13 protein-coding genes are annotated in these 15,839 nt (G+C 38.6%); 2 read left to right on the top strand and 11 right to left on the bottom strand.

The features are described from left to right. Positions 1-302 precede the first annotated feature (302 nt). Positions 303-1,682 carry an Nramp family divalent metal transporter gene (locus MKY30_RS04890; protein ID WP_341082942.1) on the top strand — a complete coding sequence of 460 codons (1,380 nt, stop codon included), beginning with the start codon at positions 303-305 and terminating at the stop codon, positions 1,680-1,682. 190 nt (positions 1,683-1,872) lie between these two features. On the opposite strand, the gene ade is transcribed toward MKY30_RS04890, so the two are convergent. The 10 genes from ade to MKY30_RS04840 all read right to left on the bottom strand — a co-directional run bounded on the left by ade (position 1,873) and on the right by MKY30_RS04840 (position 11,798). Further along, positions 1,873-3,639 carry an adenine deaminase gene (gene ade / locus MKY30_RS04885; protein ID WP_341082941.1) on the bottom strand — a complete coding sequence of 589 codons (1,767 nt, stop codon included), beginning with the start codon at positions 3,637-3,639 and terminating at the stop codon, positions 1,873-1,875. 25 nt (positions 3,640-3,664) lie between these two features. Next, positions 3,665-4,978: an NCS2 family permease gene (locus MKY30_RS04880; RefSeq protein WP_341082939.1), complete on the bottom strand. Its 1,314-nt coding sequence runs from the start codon at positions 4,976-4,978 to the stop codon at positions 3,665-3,667. Between the two features lie 375 nt (positions 4,979-5,353). Next, positions 5,354-6,145 carry a Cof-type HAD-IIB family hydrolase gene (locus tag MKY30_RS04875; protein ID WP_341082938.1) on the bottom strand — a complete coding sequence of 264 codons (792 nt, stop codon included), beginning with the start codon at positions 6,143-6,145 and terminating at the stop codon, positions 5,354-5,356. 9 nt (positions 6,146-6,154) lie between these two features. Next, the gene (locus tag MKY30_RS04870; protein ID WP_341082937.1) at positions 6,155-7,249 is read right to left on the bottom strand and encodes a M42 family metallopeptidase; all 1,095 of its coding nucleotides are present in this window, start codon (positions 7,247-7,249) and stop codon (positions 6,155-6,157) included. Continuing rightward, complete coding sequence (gene rpe, locus MKY30_RS04865; RefSeq protein WP_147211333.1) at positions 7,246-7,929, bottom strand: ribulose-phosphate 3-epimerase; 684 nt, start codon at positions 7,927-7,929, stop codon at positions 7,246-7,248. Before rpe ends, MKY30_RS04870 begins: the two co-directional genes overlap by 4 nt. A 23-nt stretch (positions 7,930-7,952) precedes the next feature. Next, positions 7,953-8,441 (bottom strand): PTS sugar transporter subunit IIA, encoded by a 489-nt coding sequence (locus MKY30_RS04860; RefSeq protein WP_341082936.1) that lies wholly within the window; start codon positions 8,439-8,441, stop codon positions 7,953-7,955. Between the two features lie 36 nt (positions 8,442-8,477). Continuing rightward, a complete protein-coding gene (locus MKY30_RS04855; RefSeq protein WP_341082935.1) occupies positions 8,478-9,821 on the bottom strand; it encodes a PTS galactitol transporter subunit IIC in 1,344 nt (447 codons plus the stop codon). Between the two features lie 20 nt (positions 9,822-9,841). Next, a complete protein-coding gene (locus MKY30_RS04850; protein WP_147211330.1) occupies positions 9,842-10,120 on the bottom strand; it encodes a PTS sugar transporter subunit IIB in 279 nt (92 codons plus the stop codon). Between the two features lie 46 nt (positions 10,121-10,166). Then, positions 10,167-10,988: a BtpA/SgcQ family protein gene (locus tag MKY30_RS04845; protein WP_339283633.1), complete on the bottom strand. Its 822-nt coding sequence runs from the start codon at positions 10,986-10,988 to the stop codon at positions 10,167-10,169. 18 nt (positions 10,989-11,006) lie between these two features. Then, on the bottom strand, positions 11,007-11,798 hold the full coding sequence (locus tag MKY30_RS04840) for a DeoR/GlpR family DNA-binding transcription regulator (RefSeq protein WP_147211328.1): 792 nt from the start codon (positions 11,796-11,798) through the stop codon (positions 11,007-11,009). Between the two features lie 746 nt (positions 11,799-12,544). Here MKY30_RS04840 and ltrA point away from each other — a divergent pair. After that, positions 12,545-13,834, top strand: coding sequence for a group II intron reverse transcriptase/maturase (ltrA, locus tag MKY30_RS04835; protein ID WP_341085593.1), 1,290 nt, complete (start codon positions 12,545-12,547; stop codon positions 13,832-13,834). 86 nt (positions 13,835-13,920) lie between these two features. Here the strand turns inward: ltrA and MKY30_RS04830 are convergent, their stop codons facing one another. After that, complete coding sequence (locus MKY30_RS04830) at positions 13,921-15,630, bottom strand: ABC transporter ATP-binding protein (protein ID WP_341082934.1); 1,710 nt, start codon at positions 15,628-15,630, stop codon at positions 13,921-13,923. Between the last annotated feature and the right edge of the window lie 209 nt (positions 15,631-15,839).

Genomic DNA, 15,839 nt, shown 5'->3' with positions numbered 1-15,839 from the left:
AACAGCAAAAATATCCTCTGATCTATTAAATTCGATTTGCACCCGATTCTTAATAGAAGAGGATATCATTCAATTGGATAAACCCACTCCAATGAGGTTTACCCAGTAACTATAGGATAACAAAAGGGCAGAATAAATGTAAGAGCTAAAGAAAAGGTATTCAAAAAGACTACGATATATTTATATGAAAAATTGAAAGCGGATACAAAGTTGGTTCTCTTAAGATTTACACAACAAGTATTATATGTAACCCGGAATAAACAAATTAAAAGGTAGTATTAAAATAAGCAGGGGGATTAATCATGGGAATTAAAAAAGAAAGTCCTGGCAATAGCACACTGAATAATACGCAATATCCTTCTCAAATTCCATTACCTAAAGGATTTCAGCTATTTACAACTATTGGACCTGGTCTTGTTTTAGCAATGTCTTTCTTGGGAACAGGAGACCTTGTTAGTTCATCAGTTTCTGGGGTCAATTATGGTTATATCCTTTTGTGGACATTAGTAATTTCTTTGATAGCACGTATATTCATCATAAGCTCTTTAGCTAAATATACATTGATGAATCAATACGGAGATACGCAAATTTTAGAAGGGTTCGGCAGAGTGGCTAAATGGTTGCCGACGGTAATGACCATTGTAGTAATATTTAGCGGGATAATAACACAATCAACTTTTTTAAGAGCAACAGCGAGTGGCCTTTATTATCTAACAGGAGGTAATTGGGCAGGACAATGGGGAGTTTTCATCTGTGCTGTCTTAGTATGTTTGTTTAATATATGGATGATTTATACTGGCCAACAATATAAGTGGCTGGAAGTTATAGCCAGAGCAGCTTCAGTTCTAATGATTGGAGGCTTTATCATTGCTGTTATTTCTTTGGGAGGATTTGATGTAGCAGCGTTTTTTAAAGGGATTTTCACTTTCCAAGTACCTGAAGATCAAACTGGTGGATTTGCACCGATTGTGGTTGCGGTAGCGACTATCGGTACCATTGCCGGGAATATGCCAAACCTGCTTTACTCTGGTTTTATGAAGGATAAAGGTTGGGTTGGGCCAAAATATAGAAAGACACAACAATTTGATTTGATTTCTGGCATGCTGCCTCTATTGTTTATTAATTTACTCTTCTGGATAGTTGCTGCAGAATACAGTTCGAAGAATGCAGGATTTAGTATTGCAAATGAATTTGATATGAGTAATATGATGACAGATCTGCTTGGTGTAACAGGGCCTATTATTTTCTGGCTTTGTATTTTTGGAGCCGGGATTACTAGTTTTCCATCTTCTGCACGCGGTTTTTCTCAATTAGCTGTGAATGGTATTCACTTATCTAAATCAAAAAATAAATATAGAGGTAATGATGAAGCTGATCCTCTTTTTAAAAAGATTCAGATCATTGCATTTACCATTATTCCTATTATAGCATCTCTGCCGAATGCACCAGGAATGGTTGCACTTAATATTGTTGGTACAAGTATTTCAACATTACTTAGCTTGCCAATTATATGTGTTGTACTTTTCATACTTACAAGCAGCAAAAAGCACATGCAACCTTATGCAGTAAATAAACCATGGCAAAATATATTGTTAGGTATCATGATTATCATTGCATTCGTAATTGGGTTCCAGACCATTTTAAACATTCCATCTATGTTTCAATCCCTTTTTAATGCGTAGTGACTGAATATAATGTGAAAATGGTTGAAGGGGAGAAATTCTAAAATTATCATTTAGGAAAATTTGTATGTTAGTCGCGCCGCAAAATATAGCCCCTTTAACAGCTTGGTTCATAGCGTTTAAAGGGGTTATATAAATGTATTCAGTTCTGAATGTCCGGGCGTTCAGTATTTCTAGTAACCATCAACAATTACTCCTCAACAAACAAAGGAAGCAATTCCTGACGGTACACATCAACTAAACCTACATCAGATATCCGGATTTCAGGTATAACAGTCAGTGTGAGTGATGAAAAGGCCATTGCAGGAGAGCGTCTTCCAACTTTTACTCCCATTGATTTTGCCGTTTCATTAAAATGCTCTACTTTTACAGCAATTTCTTCTACAGGTTCTGGCGACATCAGGCCTGCTAATGGAAGATCTAATTGTGCTTGTACTTCTGTATCCTTTACAAGGCATAATCCGCCGCCTGATTTCTCAAGCTGCTTGACTGCAATTAACATATCTTCTGCATTTGTACCAGCTACCACTAAATTATGGCTGTCATGAGCAATGGTTGTTGCATATGCTCCCTGACGAAGCCCCGAATTTTTAATGACACCTACAAATGGTTTCTTATTTTGACCGTGTCTGCCGATGACACTTACAAATGCATAATTATCAGGAAGCTCCTGAATTATACCGTCTGTCACTTTGATATTTACTGTTCCTTTTGCAGTTGTGCCATTAAGCTGCATCTCCATTGTATTTAAGGTTGCAGTGCCATTTTGGAATGGTGCCTTGATCAATAAATCTTCCTCAATTAACGCAGGGATTTGTACAGTGTTTCTTAATAATGGAGGGACACTGCTGGTAATTTTCTCTGTCAGTTCCCCATTTGCCACCATTTGCTTTCCTTCTACAAATACGTCTGTGACATCCATTTTTTCTATGGAATCAACTAATGAAAAATCAGCACGGTATCCGGCAGCAATTGCTCCGCGGTCTCTTAAACCATAGCGTATTGCCCCGTTCAAAGACCCGTAACGAACTGCTAGTGGTGCCGGAATGCCTTCTTCAATACAACGTCTGACAACACGGTTCATTTGACCATTTTTTAACATATCGTTTGGTTCTACATCGTCCGTGCACATAGCAATGTTGCTGACATAAGGTACTTCCTTCCATGCTTCTGCCGCGATATCGGCAAATTGGCTGATGCTGGATTCCCGGATATAAATAAGCATACCGGCCCGCAGCTTTTCTAAAATTTCATCTGTCGCTCGGCTTTCATGATCAGAATCCACACCGGCTGCTAAGTAAGCAGCAAGATCACTGCCGTATACTCTTGGCAGATGGCCTTCATTTCGCACGCCTGCTTCTAAGCCTTTTTGAATAATCCCGGCCATTCTTGGGTGCTGCTTGATCACACCGACATAGTCCATTAATTCAGCAATGCCGACTACATTAGGCAATTGCAGCATTTCTTCAATATCCTCGGGGTGAAATTCAGCTCCGGCTGTTTCTAAATCAGAAACTGCAGGTACACAAGATGGAATAGTAGTAAGAATATCTACGGGTAAATCCTTACTTGCGTCTATCATGTATTTTACCCCTTCTGTCCCCATTACATTTCCGATTTCATGCGGATCAATGACAGCGACGGTTGTCCCATGCCTGAGAACTTCCCGGGCGAACATGTCTGGCGTAATCATTGTACTTTCAATATGGACGTGACAATCGATTAATCCTGGAATCGCATATTTTCCCTTCGCATCAAATTCCTTATCTCCATTCATTTGAAAAGAAGGCTTATTATCTTTATATGGTGCTACAGCTGCAAAACGGTTTTCCTTCACACCGATGTCTGCTTTGTATATTTCTGCAGTAAACACATTCACCAGATTTGCTTCACGTATGACTATATCCATATTTGTATCGCCTCTTGCTGCGGATACAATTTTTTCTCTTATAAACAAATGATTCACTCCCTCACGTAATCGATTAATTAGCTAATGATATGAAATATAAAACTAACGGTATCAGTAAAATATATAGACCCCAATGTAATTCTTTATGTCTTCCGGAAAGAAGCTTCAGTACAACAAAGATGATAATGCCGGCAGCAATTCCGTTACCAAAGTTAAAGGTAAAGATAGTAATAACGATCGTCATAAATGCTGGCAGTGATTCTGTTACATCACTGAAATCTATATTGCGTACTGCAGACAGCATCGTCAAACCAACTAATATTAAGGCCGGGGCAGTAGCTTCTGTAGGAATAATCATAATGACAGGTGTAATAAACAACGTTAATAAGAATAAAAATCCTGTAGTTACAGAAGTTAATCCAGTTCGTCCGCCTGCTTCTACTCCTGCAGCTGATTCAACATACGTTGTCATTACTGGTACAGAGAATAGGGATCCTAGCACCGTACCGCCAGCATCAACAGAGAAAGGTTTATCAATATTTGGCAGGTTTCCGTTCTTATCCAGCATATTTCCTTTGCTGCCGACACCGAGCATTGTGCCCAGACTTGAGAAGAAATCAGGAATAAAAAAGGCCAAAATTAATGGGAAGTATGCTAATTTTAATGCCCCCATAATATCTAATTCAAACGCAATGGGAGATACGCTTTCCGGCAAAGAAAAAATCTTATCCGGAACCGTTGTAACTCCCATCGGTATACCGATAATTGTGACAATTACCATACCAATCAGTAAATGGCCGCGAACATTTCGTGCTAATAGAACACTCATAATTAAAAATCCGATTAAAGCTAAGATTGCATTCGGTGATCCAATATCTCCAAGCTGGAGTGCATTAGCATCTTCGCTTGCCACAACTAGTCCGGCATTTCGAAAACCGATTAAGGCAATAAATAATCCTACACCTGCACCAATGGATAGTTTAATTGCAGGAGGCATTAACTTTACAATAAGCTGTCGCAGTCCCAGGACTGTAAATAATACAAATATCACCCCGGAAATAAAAACCATTCCCATGCCTACTTGCCATGGAATTCCTTCGGCAGCAGCCAAGGTTACAGCGAGAAAGGCTACAGAGCCGAGACCCGGCGCAAGCGCAAAAGGCCTGTTGCTGTATAATCCCATTATTATCGTAATAACACCAGTCATCAGAATAACGGAAACTGTTACAGGGCCTTTCGGCATCCCCGCTTCCTCCAACATACCTGGTACCATAATCAATACATACAGCATTGTCATAAATACAGTCAGTCCTGCTATAAATTCTGTTCGGACATTTGTTTGATTAGCACTTAATTTGAATAACTTTTCTGTGATTTTGCCTTTCACTTCATAAGCTCCTCTCATGTTGCACTTGTTTATTCGCTAAATCCGAACATTATATGTTTGGAACTGTTTTTTGTTCGTGATTCATAAATAAACTTACCAATATAATAGAAGGTTGTCAATATTATTTTAAACAGGATCCAAAGAATATATAGATTTTTAAATGAGCGCAATCTCTTATTGGAATTGCAATTGGAAATGATATTCACAGGTGTATTGTGTTTAGTGAAGGATTTGACTGAAGAGTTATAGCGATTGTAACTGAAAAAAGTAATTTCCAAACTTTAATATAATTCTTTGAAGCAAATAATTAATAAAAACAGAGAAAATATAAAAATAATCCCTGTCCATGATGCGGACAGGGATTATTATATATATCTATAGCAGATTTAAAAGCTTTAAACCATGTGTGATTCCTTCATTTTCATTTGATTTTGTAATGATATCTGCATAAGGATAGAGTTCTTCATGTGCATTCTCCATAGCAATCCCTACACCTACAAAATCTAGCATTTCCTTATCATTCAGTCCGTCTCCAAAAGCTATAGCCTCGTCGGGAGCTACATTTAAAAACGAAAGCATTTCTTTAATGCCAGATGCTTTTGAAATAGATTGGGGCATGACATCAATAGCGAATTCATGCCATCTGACAAAAGATAACTCCGGAAATTTTTGAATATAATCAATTTCTTCTCCGTTTTTACAATATACCATTGCTTGAAACAAGGTTGCTTGTTTCCAAAAATCAGGATGAAATTCTGGTGTATAATTCAAATGTAAGTCTTTAAAGGTTTGTATAATTTCACGATGATTAAGTGTATTACTGACAGACTTCTTTTCACTTGAAAAAACTAATGGATGTTGTTTCATGCCGGCATATTCAATAAGTTCTTGCAGAGCGGATGTATCCATTCCGTGCTTATGAACGACTTCTCCTTTATAAACAGAATAAGCACCGTTAAAACTGACAAATGAATTAATCTTTAGTTCCTCTGCAATGCTGGAAAAGTGGTAGGGAGGACGCCCGGTAGCGATAATCACTTCTACGCCTCTATTTCTTATTTGATCCAGAGATTTCTTGGTTTGGTTAGAAATTTGCTTATTGTTATCAACCAGTGTGCCATCAATATCCAAAAAACAAACTTTATAATCACGGTTCTTTGTCTGCATATTTATAACCTACCTTGCTTTTCCGAAAGTACTTTTTTCTGTTAAGCTTGTCAAAAATTCATATAATAAGTGAATGGTTTGTTTGACGTCCCGAAGACTGACTGTTTCTACTGGTGTATGTGTATAGCGTGTCGGGATGGAAATATTGGCAGTAGCGATGCCTGCTTCTTCAAAAACAATAAAAGCATTTTCCGTGATGACGCCTACTGCTACCTCTCTCTGATAGTTAATTTTATTTGCTTGGCATGTTTTTATTAGAGATTGCATTACTTTGGAATCTGGCAAAACACCAGCAAGTGTTCCTTTTCCATGATAGTTAAGAAATGTAAGTGCAGGGCCTTTATCTAAGCCAACATCAGAATAATTTGTCAGTTCGGGTGTATCACATGCTGGTGTCACATCTAAGCCGATAGAGACATGGGGTTTTATCTTCCTGACTGCTGGCAGGACACCTCTGATATTAAATTCCTCCTGGACACATGCAACCAGATATATATCCCACTCTAAGGATGCTTGAGCTGAACTTAATTGTTCTGCTAATTCTAATAAGACTGTGCAGGCAACCCGGTTATCCATCGCTTTTCCTGTCACCCGGCCATTCTCTCTTTCCAGATAGCTTGCTTGAAAGCAGATAGTGCTTCCAACCCGTATTCCTTTTTGATATGCTTCCTCTTTAGAGACTGCTCCAATATCAATATATAGCTGATCTTGTGCGGGAAACTTCCCTTTTTCCTCGGGTTTTAAGAAGTGATATGCTTTTGTTCCAACAACTCCGGTGACCGTTCCTTTATCCCCCAGTACTTGAAGCTGATTACCTGGAAGAACATTCACATTAGCACCGCCGATTCGTTCGAAAAATAAGAAACCATTTTCATCAATATGTCTTACTATAAACCCTACTTCATCCATGTGGGCAAAAATCATTATTCTTTTGCTGTTTGGCTTGTTAGAAGGTAAGAACCCGATCACATTGCCTATTGTATCGACTTCAACGTACTCCATTTGTTTAGAAAAATAATGATACATATAATCAATCACTGCATCTTCTTGTGAACTGACAGCATTTATCATGGATAATGCCTTCAGATGTTCGTTCATATTCATTTTGAATCACCTGTTTCTAAAGACTTTTTTATATTTTTCATTGCCTGTAATTTTTCTGTTTCGGTTGCTTTATAATAGATATACGATCCGACAACAAAGATATTTGCTCCTCGTTGAGAGCACCATAATGCTTCTTGCGGTGTAATTCCGCCATCAACTTCGATAGCAAAGGAATACGCTCTGCTGGATTTTAAATGGCTCAGCATTGTTATTTTTGATAAAACTTCTTTAATAAAGGGCTGTCCTCCGAAACCGGGATTTACGGTCATTAGAAGTACCATATCAATATCTGATAAGATGGGTTCTATCAAAGAAATGGGTGTCGCCGGGTTTAAAGCAACGCCTGCTTTTATACCGTGCTCTTTTATTTGATAGATTAGCCGGTGCAGATGAATGGCTCCCTCTGCATGAACAGTAATGCTGTCAGCACCAGCATGGACAAAATCAGCTATATATTGACTTGGATTTTTAATCATTAAATGAACATCCAAAAACAGATCAGTATAGGTTCTTATCGAGTAGATTATATTAGCTCCAAATGAAATACTGGGCGCAAATATACCATCAATCACATCCAAGTGTAAAAATTCCGCTCCGCCTTTTTCAGCAATATCAATTTCACTGCTTAAATGTAAAAAATCAGCGTTTAAAATGGACGGAGCCAGGATTTGTTTTTTCAACTTTATTCAAGCCTCCTGCTTGTTTATTCTAATAATTCGCTTATATAAGGAAGGATACATTGATAGACTTCCTCTTTTGTAGCTGCATATCGAATGTTCGATAATTTTTCTCTATCTTTCAATATTTCAGAAATTGCCTTCAGCATGATTAAATGTTGACCCGAATCAGTAATTCCTAACATAAAAACGATTTCCACGTTTAGAGGTTCACCTGAAGTCATTTCATTAAAGGTAACTGCATCCTTTAAGATTCCTACAGCTAAGCTTTCCTGCTTCACATGGACTGGATCTGCATGTGGAATAGCAACACCTATGGAAGTTGTCTTCAGCCCGGTCGGATATTGTTCTTCACGTTTTATAATTGCTTGTTTAAAAGAATCATGGACGTAATCTTTGTCATAGAATAATTGACTTATTTCCTTCAGTAATTCATCCGATGAACTGGCACGGATATTCAGCATAATCATATCTTTATCAAATTTTAATTTATCTCCGTTTTTATTGTGATTCATTCCAGAACCTCCAGTAGTGCTTTTAGATAATAATATTTATGATGTCTCTTCGGGCTCTTCTTTTCTATTTATCTTTTTAAATACGAAGTAGTACAACACGATAATAAATAGTGCCAGGATAATAAATCCTAATACTTCCATTCTCATTAAAATGGTAATAATAAAGTTAAACACATTTCCAATATATAATGCAGATACTTCTGTTCCGCCCACAGATTCGATAAATCCGCCAGCGCTGGCTAAGTCTGTATAATAAGAAGAAAAGAAGGTAGCTATATAAAGCACTAATACCATATTGAAGGTAGAGCTGATCAGCGTTCTGATAACATCCCCCTTATGCATGATCGTTGCCATACAGATAAAGAAAGGAGCAAAAGCTAAATCTGCGAGAGGAAGCACTTTATTGCCCGGCAGGATGGCGGCTAAGACGAGTGTAATAGGAATAATTAAGATTCCTACTGTAATGGTTGTCGGATGGCCTAATGTAACTGCTGAGTCTAGTCCTATAAAGAATTCTTTGCCTTTAAATTTTGTTTGAAAGAATTTTTTCGCAGCATCTGAAATGGGCATCAGCCCTTCTACAATAATCCGGATAACACGCGGGAAAAGGATCATAATACCTGTGATTACAATGACCAGCTGACTGCCATCCACGAAGCTTGTGCCTGCCAATATAGCAATAATTACGCCCAGGATAACTCCGATAATCACTGGATCTCCAAACATTCCAAACTTCTTTTGAATAAAGTTTGTATCCATTTTCCGGTTGTTTAGAGCCGGTATTTTATCGAATATCTTATCCATCAGAGCATAAAAAGGGACGGTAGAAGTAGCGAATCCCTGACTGATGGATATCCCTTCAATGCCAATAACCTTTTGAACTTTTTTGGCTGTTAAATCAGCAACGATAAGTGAGAAGATAGCGTGCGAAATTGCAGCCATAAGACCATAAAATAAGTTTGAGGTAATGAGAGCAACTACTGATCCCGTCAGTGCATAATGAGAGTAATTGAAAATATCAATATTCATCGTTTTGGTAAGCTTGCTGATTAATAGAAGAACGTTCAGGCCAAAAATAACCGGGATGATAAGAGCTCCTACAGTAGTTGAAAAAGCAATCCCGGCGGAGGTTCCTGACCCTAAATCAATAACAGATAAATTTAAGCCGAACCGCTCAACCATGGTTTGTACAGATGGTGAAAGATAATCACCTATTAAGCTGACGACTAAATTGAGACCTAAAAATCCGACACCGACAGTTACAGCCGCTTTAATTGCCCTCAGTACGCTTAAACGGAATGCTAAACCAACTATAAAAAGAACAATAGGGACAAAAATAGTTGCTCCTAAGGATAATATATAATCGACAACACTTTGCATGTTAAGCTCTCCTTTATGCTTTAGTCGGATAAAGCGCTAATAATTTGTTCCTTAATAGCTTCCTCGTTAATCCCGGTTAAGAATCCGGCTCCTGAGAGGGAGGGGACTCCGAAGTCGGATTCTACCCTCATGCTTGTCACGATTAGATCTGCATCGCTGTTCTCATAAACTAATTCAGATAAGGTAGTCTGTGTGAGTTGATAATCAATTCCTGCTTCGTCCAATGTCTGGCGGACTTTATCCGCTATTAATGTTGAAGTTGCAATTCCGCCGCCGCATGCTACGATTACTTTTTTCATATATTGACCTCTCCTTTAATTAAGATTGATTTCTTATTCTCTACTGTTAAGCTTGAATAGCTGTCTCCCGAAAGGCTTTTACTCTATTCATAAATTCTTCTACACGCTTTTGATCAACCCTGTTTTCAAATTTCCCATCATATTTGAATGCTGTTCCAACTACTGCACCATCCGCAATTGCCAGCTGCTGCTCTAAGTTCTCAATACGTACTCCCGTATTTGCCAGTATCACGCAATCAGGGACAGTTTCCTTTACTTTTTTCAAGATTTGAGAATCTGTCTGTTCTCCAGCAGTTAATCCGGAAACACAAAGTGCATCGGGGCGGTTGTTAAATACAGTAGATTTGGCAATATCTTTGATATCTCGGTCAGCAACATATTTTGCTGCTTCAGGCAGAATATTAAACAGCAGTTTTACATCCTGGGCATGCAGGTGATACTGATGTCTGATGGTTTCACCGACATTTGTGTCCCATAATCCAAAGTCACTGGCATATACGCCGGTAAATATTTCACGGACAAATTGAGCCCCGGTGGCAGCGGCTAAATCAAGGGAACGTTTTGCATCCCATAATACGTTAACGCCATAAGGTATTCTTATATCATTCATCAGTTCTCCGATTACTCTGGCCATCGCAGAAACTGTTTCGGTTTTTACTTCTGTTAAATAAGGAAGACTGAATTCATTGGAAAACATAACAGCATCTACACCGCCATCCTGTAATGCCTTTAAATCTTTGCGTGCTTCTTCAATGACATAATCCATTCCTTTTTTATAGTCATAGGATGGATCTCCGGGTAAGGGCTGCAGGTGACACATTGCGATAATTGCTTTTTCTGTTCCAATTACTTCTTTTAACCAAGTCATCAATAACTTCCTTTCTCTTCAGTTTTTTGCTTTAGGGGTATCTATTGAGATCCCCGCTTTTTTGTAATCCTTCATTTCTGTATCGGATAAAGGTTTATTTGTTATAATTCTATCTAGTGCATCTATTCCGGCGACGGATGAAAATGCTACCTGGTTGAACTTTCTGTCATCTGCCAGTAAGATAATTTCATTGGCAATGTCTATCATTGTTTTTTTTATGTTGGTTTCATCAATGTTGGAATTGGTTAATCCTTTATCCGCGTTAATAGCATCTGTTCCTAAAAATACTTTATCTACATTGAGCTGACGCAGCATATCTTCTGCAAATGGTCCATTTAAGCTATACACCCCCTTTCTCTTTTGTCCGCCGATAACAACGATGTCTATGAGGTCATTTTCACTGAGAACCATGGCGTTTTTAATGTCATTCGTAATGGCTGTTATATTTTCAGTGCAGTGTGATGCTAGTTTTTTAGCGAGCAGCAAGGTTGTTGTACCGGAATCCAGAAGAACGGTTTCCCCAGGCTGGATATGTTTGAAAGCCAGTTCCGCAATTTCTTCTTTCTCCTGGATGGCTTCCTGCTCTTTGATAACATGACGGGGCTCAAATCGGGTTCCTTTCAATTTTTTACTTTTAGCTCCTCCATGAATCCGGATAATAAGATTCTGTTTCTCTAATTCTTTTAAATCGCGTAAGATAGTTGGTTTGGAAACATTAAATTTATTTGTTAAATCGATGATATTTACTGTTCCTTTATCATCTATAAACTCCAGTAATGACTCTAATCTTTCTGCTGGTAAAATCTCCATCCACTCCTTGTTTAATGTATGATTTCATTTGATTGTTTATGATTTTTTATGGCAGGAACATGAGGTGTTTTGTACCGTGATAGTAATTTTTATTTTTTGTTAATGCTTTTTATGCCTGTTTTTCTAAAAAAGTTAAATGATATTAAAAAATACTTCACAAAAAATCATGATCAGCTTTATAAATCCATGAAAACAAAAAAATCTCCAGCTATTCTGTGCAGAATAGCTGGAGATTTTTTATGAGTGCGCCCAGCATGGGCTATAACTTGGTGGTGAAAGTCCACTACAGGCTTGGCAGTAGGAACTGTTAGCTGAAGGCAAGGGTGTCTATCGTGAGGTAGAATCTGAAGGAAGCTGGAAGCAAACTCCCGAACTGACGAACAGAAACTGTATAAAAGGCTGACTTGGAATGGATGAGTTTGCTCAACAAAACAAAGTCCAATACTGCACGAATTCCATGCAGTAAATACAGCAGTTACATGGGAGGAAGGTTATAGCTCTTACCTGGGGAGGTCTGTCTAGCGATATCCTATCGTAGTAACAACGAATAGGCAGAAGTCAGCAGAGGTCATAGTAGGGAAAAGGTACCGAAGGACCGAACAATATTCATACAAAGTATAGATTGGAGGTTAGAGGATACGTTGACTACAGAAAACAATCGAAAGGTTGGCAGTCTACAAAGAGATAAGGTGGAACCGAAAGGGTATGTAGATGCGTAGAGTAATCCTCTAGGTTATATGACAGAAATGTATCGTAAGTCTCCATCGTTGATGGAGCTCGTTGTAAGTAAATCGAATCTACTATCAGCAACAGAAACAGTGAAACGAAACAAAGGTGCAGCTGGGGTAGATGGAATGACGGTTTGGGAGATAGAAAGCCATATCAAAGATTATTATTTACCATTAAGAAAGAAACTGCTTGATGGTACCTATACCCCGCAATCTGTCAAACGTGTGGAAATCCCAAAACCTGATGGAGGAAGACGAAAATTAGGTATTCCATGTGTACGAGATCGTGTGGTACAACAAGCCATCAAACAAGTGATTGAACCAATCATAGACCCACAATTCCTTCCTCAAAGTCATGGGTTTCGCCCGAATAAAGGAACCCATACAGCGCTGAAACAATGTGCGCAATATTATGAGGAAGGATATAAAGTAGTGGTAGATTGTGATCTAAAACAGTGTTTTGACACCCTGAATCACGATAAATTGATGTACCACCTGGAACAATTCATTCCAGATAAAGCGATTCTTCGAGTAATCCGTAAGTTCTTGATGAGTGGTGTAACAGACCTGTCTGGCGAATTCGTAGAAAGTAAAACAGGCGCACCGCAAGGAGGTGTATTATCGCCCCTTCTCAGCAACGTATACTTACATGAACTGGATAAAGCATTAGAAAAACGAGGCCATCGTTTCGTACGTTACGCAGATGATTTTGTCATCTATGTCAAATCAAGACGAGCAGGAGAACGAGTGATGGAAAGTGTTACTCGATACATTGAGAAAGACCTTAAATTACTTGTCCATAAGGACAAGAGTAAGGTAGGCTCACCTACCCGTTTAAAGTTCTTGAGCTGTCTGATGAAGAAAGTGAATGGAACCTATCGTTTTATCCCTACCAAAGAAGCCAAGAAGAAACTTAAAGCAACACTGAAAAGAAAAACGAGCCGTAATCGCTCGGGAAGCTTCCCAACTATTATAACAGAAATCAATCAAGTGATAAGAGGTTGGATTGGCTATTTTGGATTAGGATTTATCAAATCTTTCATCATGAAAGAGATAGAACCATGGTTACATCACCGTATTAGACAGCTTATCTTGAAACGATGGAAAAGGGTACGAACGAAGATAACGAAGTTATTATCTTATGGTTTAGATATAGGTAGTGCAAAAAGGATTGGTTTCTCAAGAAAGAAATATTGGAAACTATCCAAAACGCCTGAGGTTCATTGGGCGCTTACAAACGAAAGACTCCACCGCTGGGGCTTGGTTTCACTAAGCACGTTGGTAGAGTCTGCTTACGCAAGGTATTGAACCGCCCCGTACCGAACGGTATGCGGGGTGGTGTGAGAGGACAGCTAATCAACTAATGGTTAGCTTCCTACTCGATTTATCTGTCTTTATACAAGCATCCAATGCTCCGGTCTTACTTCTTCTAACCAATTTTTTTCAAAATGATAGGTTTCTGTCTTGATATTATGTTCCCGAATCTTTTTCGCTTCAATTCCCGGATCTGGAATAGGCACCGCATCCAGCAGTGATTTAGTATAGGGGTGAAGTGGATTTTCATAAAGCTCCTCGCTTTCTGCCACCTCAATAATTTTGCCGGAATACATGACTGCAATCCGGTCACATATATGCTTTACCATTGCCAGGTCATGTGCAATAAATAGATAGGTTAAACCAAGCTTTTCCTGTAATTCCTCTAATAAATCCACAATCTGTGATTGAATGGAAACGTCCAGAGCGGATAACGGCTCGTCGCAAACAATAAATTTCGGTTTTACAGCCAGCGCCCGGGCGATACCAATACGCTGCTGCTGTCCTCCTGAAAATTCATGCGGATACCTGTTGGCGTGTTCCTTTGTCAGACCTACCAGCTCTAATAATTCCTCGACTCGGGCTCGCCTCTCAGCTTTTGTTTTGCATAGCTTATGAATATCCAGCGGCTGACCGATAATATCAAGTACCTTCATTCTCGGATTTAACGAGGCTTGAGGATCCTGGAAAATAATTTGAACGTCTCTGCGGAGCTTTTTGAGTTCTTTGCGATTAAAGTCATGGATTCCCATTCCACCGAAAAGAATTTCTCCTTCTGTTGCCTGCTGTAATTGCAGAATAAGGCGTCCAGTCGTTGATTTTCCAGAGCCGGATTCTCCTACTAATCCTAATGTTTCACCGGGTCTGATGTGAAAGTCAATATCATCAACTGCATGCACAAGGCCGCCTAATTTTAACGGGAAAATCTTTTTCAAATCCTTCACGTTAATTAAGGCCTCAGTATCTTGAAATGATTTCGTGTGTCTGTTTGCTTTCTTTTGATCAATTCGCGGCAAGGCATGAAGCAGCCGTTGTGTATAAGGGTGCTCAGGATGAGTGAAAATGGATGTTGTGTCGTTTTGTTCAACAATTTTTCCATCCTTCATGACAACAATCCGGTCACACATACCTGCAACAACCCCAAAATCATGAGTAATCAAAATGATGCTCATATTAAATTTCTCCTGCAGGTTTTTCATTAATTGCAGAATTTGTGCCTGAATACGTACATCTAATGCAGTCGTCGGTTCATCAGCAATTAATAGCTTTGGCCGGCAGATTAAGGCCATTGCTATCATTGCACGCTGCAGCATACCACCTGAGAATTCATGTGGATATTGATGATACCGTTCTTCAGGTGAGGTTATCCCGACCAGCTTCAGCATTTCAATCGTTTCTTCTTTCGCTTTATGTGCAGAAATCCTACGGTGTTTGCTGACTACTTCATCAATTTGCTTACCGATTTTCATTGTCGGGTTAAAAGAGCTCATTGGGTCCTGAAATATCATACTGATTTCCTGACCGCGAATTTTCTGCATATCATGGTCAGAATAATTTGCCAGATTATTTCCTTCATATTCTATTGTTTCCGCTTGGATATGTGCGGACTGGCCGGGAAGCAGCTGCATAATTGTTTTTGCTGTAACGCTTTTTCCTGACCCGGACTCACCAACAATCCCTAAGGTTTCTCCTTTTTTGACGGAGAAAGAAATTTGGTTAACGGACTGAACCTTCTGCTCCGTAGTCTGAAAATGAACAGATAAATTTTTAACACTTAATATGTCTTTCATTATCATATCTCCATTTAATTATATATTTGACTTATTATATATTCCTGTACACCAGAGCAGCAGAACATTTAACCTGATAAAAATGTAAGACAAATTGTCATTTCAATAAAATATATAAGAATAAATTTTTTCAGGGTGAATAAACAAGACTCTGAATATATACATATATATAACAGGAAGTGTGTAATGTTATTACAATTAATTTTAAG

It is taken from the genome of Oceanobacillus sp. FSL W8-0428 (assembly GCF_038004405.1).
Classification (GTDB): domain Bacteria; phylum Bacillota; class Bacilli; order Bacillales; family Amphibacillaceae; genus Oceanobacillus; species Oceanobacillus sojae.
The sequence above is the reverse complement of the archived record's forward strand: the minus strand, read 5'-3'. Positions and strand labels throughout refer to the sequence as shown.

Bases quoted from the DNA above. Each gene is read 5' to 3' on its own strand.
- MKY30_RS04850 (WP_147211330.1), bottom strand. From the start codon at position 10,120: ATGAAAAAAGTAATCGTAGCATGCGGCGGCGGAATTGCAACTTCAACA.
- MKY30_RS04855 (WP_341082935.1), bottom strand. From the start codon at position 9,821: ATGCAAAGTGTTGTCGATTATATATTATCCTTAGGAGCAACTATTTTT.
- MKY30_RS04875 (WP_341082938.1), bottom strand. From the start codon at position 6,145: ATGCAGACAAAGAACCGTGATTATAAAGTTTGTTTTTTGGATATTGAT.
- MKY30_RS04890 (WP_341082942.1), top strand. From the start codon at position 303: ATGGGAATTAAAAAAGAAAGTCCTGGCAATAGCACACTGAATAATACG.
- ltrA (WP_341085593.1), top strand. From the start codon at position 12,545: ATGTATCGTAAGTCTCCATCGTTGATGGAGCTCGTTGTAAGTAAATCG.
- MKY30_RS04860 (WP_341082936.1), bottom strand. From the start codon at position 8,441: ATGAATCACAATAAAAACGGAGATAAATTAAAATTTGATAAAGATATG.
- MKY30_RS04830 (WP_341082934.1), bottom strand. From the start codon at position 15,630: ATGAAAGACATATTAAGTGTTAAAAATTTATCTGTTCATTTTCAGACT.
- MKY30_RS04845 (WP_339283633.1), bottom strand. From the start codon at position 10,988: ATGACTTGGTTAAAAGAAGTAATTGGAACAGAAAAAGCAATTATCGCA.
- MKY30_RS04870 (WP_341082937.1), bottom strand. From the start codon at position 7,249: ATGAATATGAACGAACATCTGAAGGCATTATCCATGATAAATGCTGTC.
- MKY30_RS04840 (WP_147211328.1), bottom strand. From the start codon at position 11,798: ATGGAGATTTTACCAGCAGAAAGATTAGAGTCATTACTGGAGTTTATA.